The 17,412-nt window shown below is 71.8% G+C and carries 15 protein-coding genes and 1 riboswitch; of the genes, 11 read left to right on the top strand and 4 right to left on the bottom strand.

Annotated elements, in window-relative coordinates; all coding sequences use genetic code 11:
- Window positions 1–204: 204 nt before the first annotated feature.
- On the bottom strand, window positions 205–1,437 hold the full coding sequence (locus ACFYY1_RS34580) for an MFS transporter (protein WP_388592616.1): 1,233 nt from the start codon (window positions 1,435–1,437) through the stop codon (window positions 205–207).
- Window positions 1,438–1,610: 173 nt separating this feature from the next.
- Here ACFYY1_RS34580 and ACFYY1_RS34585 point away from each other — a divergent pair, with 173 nt between their 5' ends.
- Entirely contained in the window at window positions 1,611–2,801 is a 1,191-nt protein-coding gene (locus ACFYY1_RS34585; RefSeq protein ID WP_388592617.1) for an ROK family protein, read from the top strand.
- A 72-nt stretch (window positions 2,802–2,873) separates the two neighbouring features.
- Here ACFYY1_RS34585 and ACFYY1_RS34590 read toward each other — a convergent pair whose 3' ends face one another.
- The gene (locus tag ACFYY1_RS34590; RefSeq protein ID WP_388592619.1) at window positions 2,874–5,219 is read right to left on the bottom strand and encodes a chitinase C-terminal domain-containing protein; all 2,346 of its coding nucleotides are present in this window, start codon (window positions 5,217–5,219) and stop codon (window positions 2,874–2,876) included.
- Between the two features lie 283 nt (window positions 5,220–5,502).
- A riboswitch (FMN riboswitch) is annotated at window positions 5,503–5,633 on the top strand.
- Between the two features lie 159 nt (window positions 5,634–5,792).
- Between ACFYY1_RS34590 and ribD the strand changes: the two genes are divergently transcribed.
- From ribD to ACFYY1_RS34640, 10 genes are all read left to right on the top strand, one after another.
- Window positions 5,793–6,893 (top strand): bifunctional diaminohydroxyphosphoribosylaminopyrimidine deaminase/5-amino-6-(5-phosphoribosylamino)uracil reductase RibD, encoded by a 1,101-nt coding sequence (gene ribD / locus ACFYY1_RS34595; protein WP_388592621.1) that lies wholly within the window; start codon window positions 5,793–5,795, stop codon window positions 6,891–6,893.
- Window positions 6,894–7,511 (top strand): riboflavin synthase, encoded by a 618-nt coding sequence (locus ACFYY1_RS34600; protein WP_388592623.1) that lies wholly within the window; start codon window positions 6,894–6,896, stop codon window positions 7,509–7,511.
- On the top strand, window positions 7,508–8,152 hold the full coding sequence (locus tag ACFYY1_RS34605) for a nicotinamide mononucleotide transporter family protein (RefSeq protein ID WP_124718907.1): 645 nt from the start codon (window positions 7,508–7,510) through the stop codon (window positions 8,150–8,152). The genes ACFYY1_RS34600 and ACFYY1_RS34605 overlap by 4 nt, the downstream gene beginning before the upstream one ends.
- Entirely contained in the window at window positions 8,149–9,447 is a 1,299-nt protein-coding gene (locus ACFYY1_RS34610) for a bifunctional 3,4-dihydroxy-2-butanone-4-phosphate synthase/GTP cyclohydrolase II (RefSeq protein ID WP_388592626.1), read from the top strand. Before ACFYY1_RS34605 ends, ACFYY1_RS34610 begins: the two co-directional genes overlap by 4 nt.
- Window positions 9,448–9,476: 29 nt before the next feature.
- Complete coding sequence (gene ribH / locus ACFYY1_RS34615) at window positions 9,477–9,962, top strand: 6,7-dimethyl-8-ribityllumazine synthase (protein WP_124718909.1); 486 nt, start codon at window positions 9,477–9,479, stop codon at window positions 9,960–9,962.
- A 34-nt stretch (window positions 9,963–9,996) separates the two neighbouring features.
- Window positions 9,997–10,269, top strand: coding sequence for a phosphoribosyl-ATP diphosphatase (locus ACFYY1_RS34620; protein WP_018524273.1), 273 nt, complete (start codon window positions 9,997–9,999; stop codon window positions 10,267–10,269).
- A 64-nt stretch (window positions 10,270–10,333) separates the two neighbouring features.
- Window positions 10,334–11,182 carry an ATP phosphoribosyltransferase gene (gene hisG / locus ACFYY1_RS34625; protein ID WP_388592629.1) on the top strand — a complete coding sequence of 283 codons (849 nt, stop codon included), beginning with the start codon at window positions 10,334–10,336 and terminating at the stop codon, window positions 11,180–11,182.
- Between the two features lie 35 nt (window positions 11,183–11,217).
- Window positions 11,218–11,682, top strand: a complete 465-nt coding sequence (locus ACFYY1_RS34630; RefSeq protein WP_388592631.1) for a PH domain-containing protein — start codon at window positions 11,218–11,220, stop codon at window positions 11,680–11,682.
- Between the two features lie 186 nt (window positions 11,683–11,868).
- On the top strand, window positions 11,869–13,218 hold the full coding sequence (locus ACFYY1_RS34635) for a hemolysin family protein (protein WP_388592633.1): 1,350 nt from the start codon (window positions 11,869–11,871) through the stop codon (window positions 13,216–13,218).
- The gene (locus tag ACFYY1_RS34640) at window positions 13,215–14,321 is read left to right on the top strand and encodes a hemolysin family protein (RefSeq protein ID WP_388592635.1); all 1,107 of its coding nucleotides are present in this window, start codon (window positions 13,215–13,217) and stop codon (window positions 14,319–14,321) included. The genes ACFYY1_RS34635 and ACFYY1_RS34640 overlap by 4 nt, the downstream gene beginning before the upstream one ends.
- Window positions 14,322–14,380: 59 nt before the next feature.
- Here ACFYY1_RS34640 and ACFYY1_RS34645 read toward each other — a convergent pair whose 3' ends face one another.
- Both ACFYY1_RS34645 and ACFYY1_RS34650 read right to left on the bottom strand, forming a co-directional pair.
- A complete protein-coding gene (locus tag ACFYY1_RS34645; protein ID WP_388592638.1) occupies window positions 14,381–16,294 on the bottom strand; it encodes an AAA family ATPase in 1,914 nt (637 codons plus the stop codon).
- Window positions 16,295–16,655: 361 nt separating this feature from the next.
- Window positions 16,656–17,285: a uridine kinase gene (locus ACFYY1_RS34650; protein WP_388592640.1), complete on the bottom strand. Its 630-nt coding sequence runs from the start codon at window positions 17,283–17,285 to the stop codon at window positions 16,656–16,658.
- Window positions 17,286–17,412: the final 127 nt, after the last annotated feature.

Consider the following 17,412-nt stretch of genomic DNA (forward strand, 5'->3'; position numbering starts at 1 on the left):
CAGGACGGGCCATGAGGGTGGGGATCCGACCCGCGCCGTCGTGCTCGGCAACACGCTTCAGCCGGGCACGTCGCCGCCGCGGAAATGAGCAGCGTCATGGTAATGCCCGGCCGCGGAGTGTTCGCGGCCGGGCCGGGCCTCCTGGGCACGGACCGCGCAGGTGGGGCGGGGGAGCGGGCACCGGCCGTCCGCCGGTGCGACGGATCAGGGGCGCTGCTCGGCGGCCGCCGCGCTCGGGGCGCCGGCGTCCGAGTGCGACACCGACCTGCGGTCGCCCGCCCGCAGCACCCCGGCCCCCAGCACCAGGCCGAACGCCAGCACCGTCACCAGGCCGAACGACACGACCAGCGAGGTCGCCTCGGCCAGCGAGCCGATCGCGGACGGGGCGATCAGCCCGGAGGTGTACGTGATGGTGGCGACGCCCGCGATCGCCTGGCTCGGGTTCGGCCCGCTGCGCCCGGCCGCCGCGAAGGCGAGCGGGACGACCACGGCCACACCGAGTCCGAGGAACCCGAAGCCGCACATCGCCAGGACCGCGTTCGGCGAGGCGACCACGAGCAGCCCGCCGGCCGTCGCGAGGACCCCGCCGAACCGCACGGTCCTGACCGCGCCGAAGCGGTCGACGACCTTGTCACCGGCGATCCGGGCGACCGCCATGGTCAGCGCGAACGCCGTCGTGGACGCCGCGGCGAGCCCGGCGGAGGTGTCCATGATGTCCCGGAGGTAGACCGCCGACCAGTCCAGGCTGGCGCCCTCCGCGAACACCGCGCAGAATCCCACCGCGCCGATGATCAGCGCCGACCTCGGCGGCAGCGTGAAGCGCGGCGGCGGCTCCTCGTCCGGCTCGCTGCGCAGATCCAGTACGCCCTGGCAGGCGATCAGGCCGAGCGCGGTGAGCACGAGGGCGGCCAGCGTGTGGTGCAGCCGGGCGTCGGTACCCAGATGCGCGGCCATCGTGCCCGCCGCCGAACCGATCAGGGCGCCGACGCTCCACATCCCGTGCAGCCCCGACATGATCGATTTGTCGAGGCGGTTCTCCACCTCGACGCCGAGGGCGTTCATCACCACGTCCGACATGCCGGCCGATGCGCCGTACACGAAGAGCGCGGCGCACAGCGTCAGCAGGTCGGGCGCCAGCGCGGGCAGGACCAGCGCCAGCGTCCACAGGGCGAGCAGCCCGCGCAGTGCGGTCCTGGCGCCGAAGCGATGGGTGATCGCACTGGCCAGCGGCATCGCGAGCGAGGCGCCGATCGCCGGGAAGGCGAGAGCCAGGCCGAGCTGACCGGCGCTCACCCCGGCGTGGTCCTGGATCCAGGGCACCCGGGTGGCGAAGCTGCCGGTCACCGCGCCGTGCACGGTGAAGACCGCGGCGACGGCGAACCTGGCCCGCCTCACCTGCGCCGTGCCGAAGCCCGCGTCTGTGGAATCCGCTGTCATACCGCCGTGCCCTCCCTTGGAAGATTCTCCCGGAATCCGCTGTCCGCGATGGTTCCGGTGCCCGTCTCCACGGTGCGCGCAGTAAACTATCAGGAACCCTGCCTGATAAATAGTGCGCCTGGGTGCCCCGTACGTCAGCGATCAGTACGTCAGTGATCTGGAAGGATCCCGGCATGCCCGCATCACCGAGCACCGCACGGGCCATCAACGACCGGCTCGCCCTGCGACTGCTCCAGCAGGACGGCCCGCTGACGGCCACACAGCTGAAGACCCTGACCGGTCTCTCCCGGCCCACCGTCGCCGACCTCGTCGAGCGCCTGCAGGGAGCCGGTCTGATCCGGGTCGTCGGCGAGGCCGGCGCCGAGCGCCGCGGCCCCAACGCCCGGCTGTACGGAATCGCCGCCGACCGCGCCCACCTCGCCGCACTCGACGTACGCACCGGCAGCGTCGCCGTGGTCGTCGCCGACCTCCTCGGCACCACGCTCGCCGAGGCGACCCTGCCCATCGGAGGCGACACCGACACCGAGGCCGCGGCCGAACAGGCCGCCGCACTGCTGGAGCGCACCGCGCGCGAGGCCGGTGCCGGTCCGCTGCACAGCGTCGGCATCGGCGCACCCGGGCTGATCGACCCGGTCACCGGCGAGCTGCGCGACACCAGCGGGCTGCCCGCCTGGCACCGGCGACTGGTGCGGGTGCTCCAGCAGCGGCTGCCCGCGACCGTGCTGGTCGAGAACGAGACCAATCTCGCCGCCGTCGCCGAACACCGCGGCGGCGCGGCCGCCGACCGCGACACCTTCGTGCTCTTCTGGCTCGGCCACGGCGTCGGCGCCGCCGTCATGCTGGACGGGAGGCTCCGCCGGGGAGCCTCCGGCGGAGCGGGCGAGATCGGCTTCCTGCCGGTGCCCGGCACGGCCGGCGCGCCGTCGGCGCTCAACTGCGACGGCGGCTTCCACTCGCTGGTCGGCTCCGCCGCGGTCTGCGAACTGGCCGCCGCCCACGGCATCGCCGTGCCCCCGGGCGCGGCCGAGGGCGACAAGGAACCGGGAGCCGCGTCGGCCGTGCGGGCCGCGCTGGCGGGCGAGGGGGACGGCGAGGGGTTCCTGGACGCGCTCGCCGGCCGTCTCGCGCTCGGCGCCGCCGCCATCGCCGCCGTTCTCGACCCGGGCTGCGTGCTGCTGGCGGGCGAGGTCGGCCACGCGGGCGGCGACGCGCTCGCGGCGCGGGTCGAGGAGCGGCTGACCCTGATGTCACCGCTGCGCACCGAGGTCAGGGCCGGCCGGCTGGGCGGCGCGGCGGTGCTGCGCGGCGCGCTGCTCGCCGCCCGGGACGCGGCCCAGGACGAGCTGTTCACACCGGCGGGGTAGCCCCCGGACACGGCGGAGCCCGGCGGTGACCGGGGGCGAACCGGTCACCGCCGGGCGGCAGCGGGAGGGGCGTCAGCAGGCCCCGAGGTCCTGCCAGGCCCCCCAGTCACCGGTGGAGCCGGGCACCTCGCCCTTCGTCCACCACTTGGCCTTCCACTGGTGCGAGCCGTGGGAGACGGTCGTACCGGCGCCGTACTCGGAGCCCGCGCTCCAGACGGGCGCGGTGCAGCCGCCGCCGGGCGTCGGGTCCGGGCTGGTCGTCGGGTCCGGCGACGGCGAGGGCGTCGACGTGCCGGTGCCGGGGTCGACCAGGGTGGTGCCGCGCGCCAGGTCGGCGGCGAGGGCGTACGACTTCCCGCCGAAGGTCACCGTCCAGTTCGACGGCGTGGAGGTGGGCAGGTAGTAGACGAAGTCGAGCTCGACCGAGGCGCCGGGGGCCAGGCTCTGCCAGGCCGGCAGCTTCAGCGAGACGCGGTTGTAGTCGCCCTTGAGGCCGCCGATGTTGTTGGCGGCGGTGTGGTCGCTGCGCACGATCGTCGTGCCGAAGCCCGACTGGTCCTTGGCGTTGGCCGGAGCGGAGGTCGCGTAGTCGAACTGGAACTCCGTGGAGCCGGGCAGGGTCGCCTTCGTGTTGTTGGTGATCTTCAGCTTGGGGCTGATCGGGTAGTTCGAGTCGCCGAGCGGGAACTGGTCGAAGGACACGTCGATGTCGAGCGCCTCGGTGGGCAGATCGACGGTGGACCGCTTCGCGCCGTACGGGGTGGCCGACTTGAACTTGTCGTACATCGTCGAGGTCAGCGTGGAGCCCGGCTCGTACTGGCCCTTGGCGGCGTTCCAGCCGTAGTCGCCCGCGAGCTCCCAGATCATGGTGCCGCCGATGCCCTTGTCGACGACGTAGTCCGCCTTGGCGGCCACCGACTGCTCGTCCTCGGTGGACAGGAAGACCTTCTTCTCGGCGTTCCAGAGCCAGGGCGCGACCAGCGTCGAGTCGTACTTGCGGGCGTAGGTACCGGTCAGCCGGGTGTCGGCGGGGAATCCGTAGTCGGTGACGTAGTCGCCCACGACACCCTTCTCCAGGTTCTTCGCATGCCACATCGGGTTGGAACCGGCCGGTGATTCCTTGCCGTTGGTGTCCTTGTCGTGCCAGAGGTTGTCGATGCCGACGGCGCCGTCACCGCACTTGGTCAGACCCGCGCCGGCCGGGCAGTCGGTGGTGGCGGCCCGGCCCCACAGTCCGTCCGTGCCGCCCTGCACGTTCTTGAAGCCGCGGGTGTAGTACGGCAGGCCGATGTTGATCCGGCCGGACGGCATCGAACCGCGGAAGTAGTGGTACGCCCAGTCGGTGTTGAGGTAGCCGGTGCCGCCGTACTGCGAGGTCGAGTAGACGCTCGCCTGGGCGAGTTCGGCGTCCTTGCCGTCGTCGAAGAGAGCGGCGTTGGGACCGACGTACTCGTTCCAGGCGCCGTGCAGGTCGTACGACATGATGTCGACGTAGTCCAGGTACTTCTGGACCTGGAAGGTCTCCATCCCGCGCAGCAGATAGCCGGACGAGGGCGCGGCCACGCTCAGCAGGTAGTGCGTGCCGTCGGCGGCGGACGCCCGGTCGAGCTTCTCGCGCAGCGTCTTCATCAGCGCGGCGTAGCCCTTGACCAGACCGGCCCGGCGCGCGTTGGAGAGCGTCCAGTCCAGCGGGTTGCCCGAGTCCTTCATGGTCGTCGGGTACTCGTAGTCGATGTCGACGCCGTTGAAGCCGTACTTCTTGACGAACGCGACGGCCGAGTCGGCGAAGGTGTCGATGCCGGCCTGGTTGACCGAGCCGTCGGCGTTGGTCGCCATCGAGTAGAAGCCGCCGGAGTCCACCCGCTCGCCGCTGTCGTCGAAGTAGCCGCCGGTCTCGGCCCAGCCGCCCACCGACACCATGGTCTTCACGTCCGGGTGCTTCTTCTTGAACTTGTTGAGCAGGTTGAAGTGGCCCTTGTAGGGGAGATCCGGGTCCATCTCGGCGCCCGCGACACCCGGCCAGGTCATGCCGGTCGAGGCGTTGTCCGGCCCGTCGGCGCCGACCGAGAGCTTGTTGCCGCCGTCGACATGGGCGAACGCGTAATTCAAATGGGTGACTTTGTCCCAGGGGATGTCGGGGACGAGATAAGCGGGTTTGCCGTCCTTGCCGGTCCGCCAGTTGGTGAAGTATCCGATGACCCGCCGCTGGTGGTCGGCGCCCATCTCCTCGCGGCCCTCGGTGTCGTAGACGGAGCAGTAGGGCACGGCGACACCGGGCGTCTCGTAGAGCCCGTCGGGGCGACAGGACTCCTGGTCGGCGGCGGCCGACGGGGTGGCGGCGAGCGAGCCCATCAGCAGTCCGGCGACGGCTACGCCGGCTGCGAGCAGGGTGGCTCTCGCACGGGTGGGGGACAGCACGTTCGGTTCCTCCTGGGGAGGTTCGGCGGAAACACAACTGGCAAAGGGGTGGGTCGTGTTGGTGCCCCGGGTGTGCGCACACCGCGGGACCGTTCCTCGGAGGTGACGCAGAGATTAAAAGGACTAGACCACTGCGTCAATAGGTCTGGACCTTTAGGCGTCAACTTCTTCGGCTCGATCCGGGGGCGCGGCGTCCTCGCGCCGGCCGGCCTGTGAGCCAGTCCACAGACACTCACCCGCATGGCCCACCGTCCGGCGTGGCACACTGATCGTGTACCAGCAGCAGCGCACTCCGGGGTCGGTGCAATTCCGAACCGGCGGTTATAGTCCGCGACCCGTCCGCATCCAGCGGCCGGTTGACCAGGTGGGATTCCTGGACCGACGGTTAAAGTCCGGATGGGAGGCAGTGCGCGGCGGGCCGTTTCGCGGGTACGCCGCCGTCGGCGGATGGTTTTCGGGCGACCGATCCATCCGTGTTTTCCGGCATTTCCGGCGTTCCCCCGTGGCGTTCCCGCTTCATCTGTCGTCATCGACAGGCCCCGGAGTCCGTGCCCGAAGAGGCAGGAGGACCCGGTGGACACCGCAGCCGACATCACCGCCATGCGCCGTGCGATCACGCTCGCCGCCCGCGGTCTCGGCTCCACCAGCCCCAACCCCGTGGTCGGCTGCGTCGTCGTCGACGCCGCGGGCCACCGGGTCGGAGAAGGCTTCCACCAGCGGGCCGGCGGACCGCACGCCGAGATCCACGCCCTGCGCGAGGCGGGCGACCGGGCCCGGGGCGGCACCGCCTACGTCACCCTCGAACCCTGCAACCACACCGGCCGCACCGGCCCCTGCGCCCAGGCGCTCATCGAGGCCGGCCTCGCCCGCGTCGTCTACGCCGTCGGCGACCCGGACCCGCAGGCCACCGGCGGCGGCGACACCCTGCGCGCGGCCGGGATCAAGGCCGAGCAGGGGCTCCTCGCCGAAGAGGCCGAGGCGGGCAACGCGGCCTGGCTGACCTCGGTGCGCCTGGGCCGCCCGTACGTCCTGTGGAAGTACGCGGCGACCCTGGACGGCCGGATCGCGGCCGCCGACGCCACCAGCCGCTGGATCACCTCCGCCGAGTCCCGCGCCGACGTGCACCGGCTGCGGGCCGAGGCCGACGCCGTGGTGGTCGGCTCCGGCACCGCCCGCACCGACGACCCGCAGCTCGGCGTACGCGGCATCGAGGGCGCCACGCAGCCGCTGCGGGTGGTCGTCGACACCGGCGCCACCGCCGTACGCCCGGGCGCCCGGGTCCTCGACGCCACCGCGCCCACCCTGGTCGCCGTCGCCGAGGACGCCGACGCCGGGCACCTGCCCGAAGCCGCCGTCCTGCGGCTGCCGCGCGCCGCCACCGGCCCCGGCCTGGACATCCCCGCCCTGCTCCGTGCCCTGCACGGGCGCGGCGTCCGCTCCGTACTCCTCGAAGGCGGCCCGACCCTGGCCGGGGCCTTCGTGGCCGCGGGAACGGTCGACAAGGTCGTCGGCTATCTCGCCCCCGTACTCCTCGGCGCAGGCCCCGCGGCCCTCGCCGACGCCGGAATCTCCACCATCGCCGAGGCGTTGCGCCTCGATGTGACCGAGACCGTCCGCATCGGCCCCGATCTGCGCATCACCGCCGTCCCCGGCCCTGCCCGGAAGGGAAACTGAGTGTTCACCGGAATTGTCGAAGAACTGGGCGAAGTCACCTCCGTCGAGAAGCTCGCCGACGCCTCCCGCTTCCGCCTGCGCGGACCCGTGGTCACCGAAGGCGCCAAGCACGGCGACTCCATCGCCGTCAACGGCGTCTGCCTCACCGTCGTCGACCTCGGCGACGGCGAGTTCACCGCCGACGTGATGGCCGAGACCCTGAACCGGTCCAGCCTCGGCGCCCTGGACACCGGCTCCCGGGTCAACCTGGAGCGCCCCATGGCGGTCGGCGGCCGGCTCGGCGGACACATCGTCCAGGGCCATGTCGACGGCACCGGTCGCATCGTCGAGCGCAGGATCTCCGAGAACTGGGAGATCGTGAAGGTCTCCCTCCCCGCGGACCTGAGCCGCTACGTGGTGGAGAAGGGCTCGATCACCGTCGACGGCGTCAGCCTCACCGTCGTGGACGCCGGACCCGACTACTTCACCATCAGCCTCATCCCCACCACCCTCGCCCTGACCACGCTCGGCATCAAGGAGCCCGGCGACCCGGTCAACCTGGAGGTGGACGTCATCGCGAAGTACGTCGAGCGGCTGCTCGGCAACACCGCGCAGAAGCCCGAGGAGCCGGTCCGGTGACCGCCCTGCACTGGCTGAACTCGGAGGCGTTCACCGTCTTCGGGCAGCACATCATCTGGTCCGACATGATCGGCAACACCGTCGGCCTGATCGCCCTGACCCTGGGCTGGCTCCGCTCGATCTGGACCTGGCCCGCCCAGCTGCTGTCCGGTGTCGTCCTGGTCGCGGCCAACGCCTCCGTGCACCAGGCGGGCAGCGTCGGCAAGCAGCTCGTCGTCATCGCCGTGGCCGTCTGGGGCTGGCAGCAGTGGACCCGGGGCAGGCAGCAGGCCCAGGACGGCTCCATCGCCGTACGGTTCGCCACCTGGCGCGAGCGCGGCTACCTGCTGGGCGGCGCCGCGCTCGGCACCCTCGCGGTCGGCGGCCTGTTCACCGCGTTCCCCTCGCTCTCCTGGAGCCCGTGGGCGGACGCGTACATATTCGCCGGCACGCTCGTCGCGATGCTCGCCCAGGCCCGCGGCATGGTCGAGTTCTGGTTCGCCTGGCTGCTGGTCGACCTGGTCGGCGTACCGCTGAACTTCCACAGCGGGCTCGCCTTCTCCGGTCTCATCTACGTCGTGTACGGCGCCCTGGTCCTGTGGGGCATGCGCGACTGGTGGCTGCGTTCGCGGACACCCGCTCTGGAAGGAGCCACGGCATGACTGCCCAGCCCACCTGGTTGCACCGGGAACACGAAGACACCTCCGAGGACCTCCGCCTCGACCCCGTCGAGCAGGCCGTCCGCGACATCGCCGCCGGGCGGCCCGTCGTGGTCGTCGACGACGAGGACCGGGAGAACGAGGGCGACCTCGTCATCGCCGCCGAGAAGGCCACCCCCGAGATCGTCGCGTTCATGATGAGCGAGTGCCGCGGCCTGATCTGCGCACCCATGGAGAACGACGAGCTGGAACGGCTCGCACTCCCGCAGATGGTCGACCACAACACCGAGTCGATGCGCACCGCGTTCACCGTCTCCGTCGACGCGTCCGCCGTCCACGGCGTCACCACCGGCATCTCCGCCGCCGACCGGGCCACCACGCTCCGGCTGCTGGCGGGCGGCGAGGCCGGCCCCGGCGACTTCGTACGGCCCGGCCACATCTTCCCGCTCCGCGCCCGCTCCGGCGGCGTACTGGTCCGCAACGGCCACACCGAGGCCGCCGTCGACCTCGCCCGGCTCGCCGGACTGCGGCCCGCCGGGGCCATCGTGGAGATCGCCGGCGAGGACGGCGTCATGCTGCGGCTGCCGCAACTCGTCCCGTTCGCCCGCAAGCACGGCCTCACGATCATCTCCATCGAGGACCTGATCGCCTACCGCCGCAGCTCCGAGCCGACCGTCCGCCGCGAGGCCGAGGTACGGCTGCCGACGGCCTTCGGCGCGTTCACCGCGTACGGCTACCGCTCCACCACCGACGGCGTCGAGCACGTCGCGCTCGTCCACGGCGACCTCGGCGACGGCGACGACGTCCTGGTCCGGGTCCACTCCGAGTGCCTGACCGGCGACATCTTCCAGTCCCAGCGCTGCGACTGCGGGCCCCAGCTGCACGCGTCCATGCGCCGGATCACCGAGGAGGGCCGCGGCGTCGTCGTCTACCTGCGCGGCCACGAGGGCCGGGGCATCGGCCTGCTGTCCAAGCTGCGCGCCTACGAACTCCAGGAGCGCGGCATCGACACCCTCGACGCCAACCTGGAGCTCGGCCTGCCCGCCGACGCCCGGGACTACGCGGCCGGCGCCCAGATCCTCAAGGACCTCGGCGTCATGAGCCTCAGGCTCATGACCAACAACCCCGACAAGACGGCCGCGATCCTGCGGCACGGGCTCGCCGTCACCGGCCGCGAGCCGATGCCCGTCCAGGCCGGCGAGCACAACCTGCGCTACCTGCGCACCAAGCGCGACCGCATGGGGCACGACCTGCCCTGGCTCGACACCGCCACGGCGTCGACCTGCGGCAACCAGTAACGAGCACGGAAACGAGCGACAGGAGAGACATGAGCGGCAAGGGCGCACCCGAACTGTCCGTACGCAACTGCGGTGACCTGCGCGTGGCGGTCGTCGCCGCGCAGTGGCACGAGAAGATCATGGACGGCCTCGTCGACGGCGCCCTGCGCGCCCTGCACGAACTCGGCATCGACGAGCCGACCCTGCTCCGGGTGCCCGGCAGCTTCGAACTCCCGGTCGTCGCCAAGGTCCTCGCGGGCCGCGGCTACGACGCGGTCGTCGCGCTCGGCGTGATCATCCGCGGCGGCACCCCGCACTTCGAGTACGTGTCCCACGGCGTCACCAACGGCCTCACCCAGGTCGCCGTCGACACCGGGGTGCCGGTGGGCTTCGGCGTACTCACGTGCGACACCGAGGAGCAGGCGCTCGACCGGGCCGGCCTCGAAGGGTCCAACGAGGACAAGGGGCACGAAGCGGTCACCGCGGCCGTCGCCACCGCCGCCACGCTGCGCACGGTCAGCGAGCCCTGGCGCTGAGCACAGGGTACGGACCCCGTACTCTAAGACCATCATGGCGAACAAAACCTTCGAAGAGCTCTTCGCCGAGCTGCAGCTCAAGGCCGCCAACGGCGACCCCTCCACCTCCCGTACCGCCGAGCTCGTGGACAAGGGTGTCCATGCCATCGGCAAGAAGGTCGTCGAGGAGGCCGCCGAAGTCTGGATGGCCGCCGAGCACGAGAGCAAGGACGCCGCCGCCGAGGAGATCTCCCAGCTGCTGTACCACGTCCAGGTGATGATGGTCGCCCGCGGGATCTCGCTCGACGACGTCTACGCCCACCTCTGAGCACCACCCTCCGCACCCGCACGTCCGCACCGGTACTCCCTCCTCGCAAAGGAAACCTGACCTCATGCTGCGCATCGCCGTCCCCAACAAGGGTTCACTCTCCGGGCCTGCGATGGCGATGCTCCATGAGGCCGGCTACCAGCAGCGCAAGGAGTCCAAGGAGCTCGTCCTCGTCGACCCCGAGAACGAGGTCGAGTTCTTCTACCTGCGGCCGCGCGACATCGCGATCTACGTCAGCTCGGGCCGGCTCGACATCGGCATCACCGGCCGCGACCTGCTGCTGGACTCCGGTGCGGACGCCGAGGAGATCCTCCAGCTCGGCTTCGCCCGCTCCACCTTCCGCTACGCCACCAAGCCCGGCTCGGCCGAGGGCCCGCAGGACTTCGACGGCATGACGATCGCCACCTCCTACGAGGGCATCGTCGCCAAGCACCTCGCCGACGCCGGCGTCAACGCCTCCGTCGTCCACCTCGACGGCGCGGTCGAGACCGCCATCGAGCTCGGCGTCGCCCAGGTCATCGCCGACGTGGTGGAGACCGGCACCAGCCTGCGCAACGCCGGACTCGAAGTCATCGGCGAGCCCATCATGAAGTCCGAGGCCGTCGTCATCCGCCGCACCGGCGCACCGGACGACGACCCCAAGGTGCAGCAGTTCCTCCGCCGCCTCCAGGGCGTCCTGGTCGCCCGCTCCTACGTGATGATGGACTACGACTGCCGCGTCGAGCACCTGGAGCGCGCGGTCGCACTCACCCCGGGCCTGGAGTCGCCGACCATCTCGCCGCTGCACCACGAGGGCTGGGTCGCCGTCCGCTCCATGGTCGCCGCCCGGGAGGCCCAGCGGATCATGGACGATCTCTACGACCTCGGCGCCCGCGCCATCCTCACCACCGCCATCCACGCCTGCCGCCTCTGACGGCCGGGCGATCACCCGGAAGACAGAAGAACACCATGTCCGCCCCCGCATCCCGGCCCGAACTCCCCACCCTCCCGGTCACGTTCCGACCGACCCGGACCCGGGTGGTCCTGCTGACCGTGGGGGCGGCGATGTTCCTCGTCATCACCGCCGTCGCGCTGACCCTGGAACAGCTGAGTCCGGGGGAGCGGGCCAGCTTCGTCTTCACGGCACTGCTGTTCTTCGGCGTGCTCGCGCTGCTCAGCCGCCCGAAGGTCGTCGCCAACGAGGACGGGGTGACCGTGGTCAATCTCACCCGTACGCGCCGGCTGTCCTGGGCGGAGATCCTCCGGGTCAACCTGCGCGTCGGCGACCCCTGGGTCTTTCTGGACCTCAGCGACGGGACCAGCATGCCCGCCCTCGGCATCCAGCCGGGAATCGCCAAACAGCAGGCCATCCGCGACGCCCGTACCCTCCGCGCCCTCGCCGAGAGCCGCGGCACCGGAACGGACATCGGCTGAGCCCCCTGCCCCGTCCGGCCTCTTCTTGATTACTCTGGAGGGCGGCGGTGCCCCTGTGCACCCCGCCCCGCACCCAGAGGTCCATGAGACCGGCGGGGCTTTCCTGCGACCCGAGGAGTGACTCCTTCCAGCAATGGACGGATCGTCCGGTAGTACCTGCGCCGCCCCTTCCCCGGAGGCGGCGGCATGACCACCCCCCTGCTGCTTCTGAGCGCGGCATTCCTTCTCATCCTCGCCAACGGATTCTTCGTGGCAGCCGAATTCGGGCTCGTCACGGTGGAGCGGCCGGACGCCGAGCGCGCCGCCGCCGAGGGCGACCGGCGGGCCCGTACCGTCGTCGAAGCCCTGCGAGAACTCTCCTTCCAGCTCTCCGGCACCCAGCTGGGCATCACCATCACCTCACTGGTCGTCGGCATGCTCGCCGAACCGGCCCTCGCCCAGCTGCTGGACGGCCCGCTCACCGCGACCGGGCTGCCCGACGGAGCCGTCCCCGGCATCAGCGTGGTGATCGGGATGATGGTGGCCTCCGCCGTCCAGATGGTGATCGGCGAACTCGTGCCCAAGAACTGGGCGGTCTCCCGGCCGCTCCAGGTCGCCCGCTTCGTCGCCGGCCCCCAGCACCGTTTCTCCGCCCTGTTCCGGCCGGTGATCAGCCTGCTGAACACCGTGGCCAACCGGCTGGTACGGCTGCTGGGCGTCGAACCCACCGACGAGCTGGCCTCCGCCCGCACCCCCGGGGAGCTGGTCTCCCTGGCCCGGCACTCGGCCGAGGCCGGCACCCTCGAACAGGACACCGCGGACCTCTTCGTACGGACCCTGTCGCTCGCCGGACTCACCGCCCAGCACGTCATGACCCCACGGGTGAAGGTCAGCGCCCTGCAGTCCTCGGCGACCGCACAGGACGTCCTCAACCTCACCCGTGCCACCGGCCTCTCCCGCTTCCCCGTCTACCGGGAGCGGATCGACGAGGTCGTCGGCATGATCCACCTCAAGGACGCGCTCGCCGTGCCCGCCCGGGACCGGCTGCGCACCCCCGCCGGACGGATCGCCGTACCGCCGCTGCTGGTCCCGGAGACCCTGCCCGTCGAACAGCTGCTCCAGCGGCTGCGCAACGAGCAGCCGATCGCCGTCGTGGTCGACGAGTACGGCGGCACCGCCGGAGTCGTCACCCTGGAGGACATCATCGAGGAACTCGTCGGTGAGGTGAGGGACGAGCACGACGCCGAGGGCGCCGACCGGCCCGAGCTGGCCCCCGCCGCCCCGGAGGACGGCCGCCCGGCCTGGGACGCCGAAGGCAGCTGCCGGGTCCTCACCCTGCGCCGGATAGGGCTCGACGTCCCCGACGGGCCGTACGAGACCGTGGCCGGACTCGTCGCCGATCTGCTGGGACGCATCCCCGCGCCCGGCGACCGGGCCGAGCTGCCCGGCTGGCGGATCTCCGTCCGCCAGGTGGGCCACTACCGCGCCGAGAAGGTCCGCTTCGTCCGCACCGCCGAGGCCCCGGTGGCCCAGGACGTCCTGGAGGCCGTGCGATGAGCCTGGTCCAACTGCTCTTCGCCGCACTCCTCGTGCTGGCGAACGGCTTCTTCGTCGGTGCCGAGTTCGCCCTCGTCTCCGTACGGCGCAGCCAGATCGAGCCCCTCGCGGCGGCCGGCTCGGGCCGGGCCCGCCAGGTGCTGCACGGCTTGGAGAACCTGCCGCAGATGATGGCCGCCGCCCAGTTCGGCATCACCGTCTGCTCGCTGACCCTCGGCGCCGTCGCCGAACCGACCGTCGCCCATCTGCTGGAGCCGGTCTTCCAGGCGATCCACCTGCCCGAGGGGCTCATCCACCCGCTCGGCTACGTCCTGGCACTCGCCCTCGTGGTCTTCCTCCACCTCGTCATCGGCGAGATGGTCCCGAAGAACCTCGCGATGGCGGCGCCGGAGAAGACCGCGCTCTGGTTCAGCCCCGGCCTCGTCGGCTTCGCCCGCGTCTGCCGCCCGGTCACCGCCGCACTGGGCGCCTGCGCCCGGCTGGTGCTCCGGATCTTCGGCGTCGAACCGAAGGACGAGGTCGAGGCCGTCTTCACCAGCGAGCAGCTCAACCGGCTCGTCGAGGACTCCGGCCAGGCCGGACTGCTGGAGCCGGAGGCGCAGGAGCGGCTGGAGGACGCACTGGAGCTGGGCAGCAGGCCCGTCACCGATGTGCTCCTGAGCCGGGCCTCCCTGGTGACGGTGGACCCGTCCGTCACCCCGCACCGGATCGAGGAGCTGACCGTGCGCACGGGCTACTCACGGTTCCCGGTGTGTGCGGAGGGCGGCGGTCCGTTCATGGGCTACCTGCACGTCAAGGACGTGCTGGACCTGGAGGACGGCGAGCGGGCCGTCCCCCAGCACGTATGGCGTCCGATGGCGACCGTACGGGCCGAGCTGCCCCTGGACGACGCCCTGACCGTGATGCGCAGGGCGGCCACGCACCTGGCACAGGTCGCCGACGCCTCCGGCCGGATCCTCGGCCTGGTCGCCATGGAGGACGTCCTGGAGATGCTCGTCGGTGAGGTGCGCGACCCGGCCCACCGGGTGGCGGTGCCGCGCCGCGCGGCGGAGCCCGCGAGCACGACGACCGGCTACGGCGAACTCACCGCGTCGGTGCGCTGAGGGCTGCCGGAGGGGCCGTGGCCCGGTCCCTCCGGCAGGCCCCTGCGGCGGGCCGGGGCTCACAGGATCGGCGGCTCCTGCTGCCCCCGGTCCACCGGACCCCGGCCGGACAGCACCTCGCCGTACGCCTGCATCAGGTCCGGCAGCCGCAGGGTGGCCAGATCGTCCCGGCTCGGCACCGCCGGATAGCCGGAGAGCCGCAGATCGCGGTAGGCGCAGCTCTTCTCGTACAGGGTGCGCAGGAACCGGCCGTTGCCCAGCTCGTCGATCCAGCCCTGCTCGACGACATGGCCGCTGATGGAACGCAGCTCGTCCAACGACTCCTCGTCCCACGCGTCGCCGTTCTCCGCCGCCAGCACCTCGCCGATCGAGGTGAGCTCCAGCGGCCGGTAGCTCGGGAAGTCCACCCGGGTGGTGAAGCGCGAGGAGAGCCCGGGGTTGGTGGCCAGCAGCCGGTCCATGCCCTCCGGGTAGCCCGCGAGGATGACCACGAGATGGTCCCGGTTGTCCTCCGCGCGCTTGAGGAGGACCTGCAATGCCTCGTCGCCGTACGCGTCGCCCTTGCTGTAGCCGCTGTTGGCGAGGCTGTACGCCTCGTCGACGAAGAGCACCCCGCCGAGCGCCGAGTCGATCAGCTCATTGGCCTTGACCGCGGTCTGGCCCAGGAACTCGCCCACCAGATCCGCCCGTTGGGCCTCGACCAGATGGTCGCCGCCGAGCAGCCCCAGCGCGTAGAAGACCCGGCCCAGGATGCGGGCCACCGTCGTTTTGCCGGTCCCGGACGGGCCGGAGAAGACGAAGTGGCGCTTCGGCGGCTGCACGGGCAGCCCCTGACCGGCCCGCAGCCGCGCCATGTTCAGCTGCGCGGACAACGCCTTGACCTGGCGCTTCACGGGCTCCAGCCCCACCATCCGCTCCAGCTCGGCCAGCGCCTCGGCGAGCAGCACCGGGTCGCTGGGCCCGGCCGGGAACGGCGACGGCGGCTGTCCGGGCGCCGCGCCCCTGCGCCGCGCCCCGCCGGACGGCGGCGGCATCACGACACCCGGAAGGCCGGACGCCTCGCCGCCGGGCCGCAGCTCCCGGCCGTCCACCGGATCGGTGCCGAACAGCGGATCCGCTTCCGGCTGTGCCTCCGACACGGTGCCGTCCGTGCCGAGCCCGGCCAGCGACACGGCGGCCAGACCCGCGGCCTCGTCGGAGCCCTCCAGGCCGTCGTAGTCCGCGATCGCGGCGAGCCGCGCCGAGGTGTCCATGAACGCCGGGTCGATCCGGTGCACCGCCCGGTAGAGCGGCAGGGCGGCGGCGCTGCGGCCGGTCCCCTCGTGCGCACGGGCCAGCCAGTAGCGCAGCTCCTTGCGCTGCGGCTGCTCGCTGCGGCAGCGCATCAGCGCGGTGGCGAGCAACGGCTCGGCCTGCCCGTACATCTCCAGACGCACCCGGGCCATGCCGCCGAACAGCCCCGCCTCGATGCCGAGCAGCGGATCGTCCACCAGTTGCTCGGTGTTGCGTACGAGCAGCTCCCAGTCCTTGACCAGGTACGAGCGGCAGGCGTGCAGAAAGCGCACCTGCGGGTCCGTGTCCACGGGCGGCAGGCCGGCGAGGGCGCGGTCCAGCTCGGGGACGTGGCGGCCGTCCAGCCAGTGCGAGGCGTGCGCCAGCAGCAGGTCGCGCGCGCTCTCCAGTACCGGCTGCACCCACCAGCCCAGCCAGTACCAGGAGTTGAGCGTGCGCCGGTGGCGGGTGCGCTGCTCGCCGAAGCGCTCGCGATGGCGGTACATGCGCAGCAGCGCCGTCGTCGTGTCGACCCTCAGCGCATGGAGGCCGAGCCAGCCGTCCGCCATGCCGGGATCGAGCCGGACCGCGGCCCTGAACTCCTCTTCGGCCTGTGGGTAGGCGCCCATGGTGTAGGCGTCCACGCCGCGCAGCCAGGCGAGGTCGGCCGGGGCCTGTGCGCCCTGCGTGCCGATGTCCATCTGGTCCCCCACAAACCGTGCCCCCAGGATGTCCCGCCGCACGATTCTGCCCACCCGGGGGCGCCGAATCACTTTGCCACGGACGGGAATTGACCGCACCGAGAGGCATCGTACCTGCGCAGGGAGTATGCGGCTAAGTGCGCCGCAGGCCGAAGGGAGGCCGTGACCCAGGGTGAGCGGAATCCGTCGGACCGGTGTGGGACAAGGGGTATGAGGGCAGAACGAAGCCCCCGATCACGGGGGAACAACCGGGGGCTTCGCGTCTGTGGGGGCTTCGAAAAGCCGCACATTGAGAACGTAAGACCTGTACCGCCCTCGGGTCAAGCAGAGTTGGGGCACTTCCGGGGCGATTTCTCACCATTCAGGACGACGGGGCCGCGCGCTCACGGTCCGTGATGGAATGGTCCGTTCCTGCGGCCGTTCCGGTCCCCTCCAGCAACTCGTACCCCACGGGCAACTGCCGTACCAGAGTGTCCGCGTGGGGGCGAGAAGGGTCGGCCGAGAAGTGCTGTGCCTCGGCCGCCGTCCACCCGTCCCAGAAGTCCGAGAGCGCCGGCCCGTCCCTGCGCCGGCCGCGCTCCCAGGACCGCGCGGCGGGGAGGTCCATCCACAGCAGCCGGGCCAGCGACGGCCGCAGCGCCCGGCGCCCGGCCCCGACCCCCTCGACCAGGACCACCGGCGCGGGCTCCAGGCCGCGCGGCGTTCCGAAGCTCCGCGCGGTCCAGTCGTACGGCGCGTACCACGCGCACTCGCCGCGCTCCAGGGGTACGAGCACCTGCTCCCGCAGCCGGTCCGTCCAGGTGAAGAAGGAGTCGTGCGCGGCGATGTCGTCCAGGTGCAGGACGGGGGCGCCGCCGAGCGCGGCGGCCAGGCGGGCGGCGAAGGTGCTCTTCCCCGAGCCCGCGTGGCCGTCCACGGCGATCAGCCGGACCGGTCCGCAGGACGGTGCCAGGGCGTGCAGCCGCCCGGCGAGGAGCGAGAGGTCGTTCATGCCCACCAGCCTACGAGCCGCTCCGGAGCAGCCGCAGGTCATGCCAGTGGTGCAGACCAATATTGGTTTGCCGACGCGAGCCGAATCGCTGGCCGGATCCGGCCGCGACCCGCGATAGTTGGCGCAC

This window comes from Streptomyces sp. NPDC001890, assembly GCF_042891445.1.
Lineage (GTDB): Bacteria > Actinomycetota > Actinomycetes > Streptomycetales > Streptomycetaceae > Streptomyces.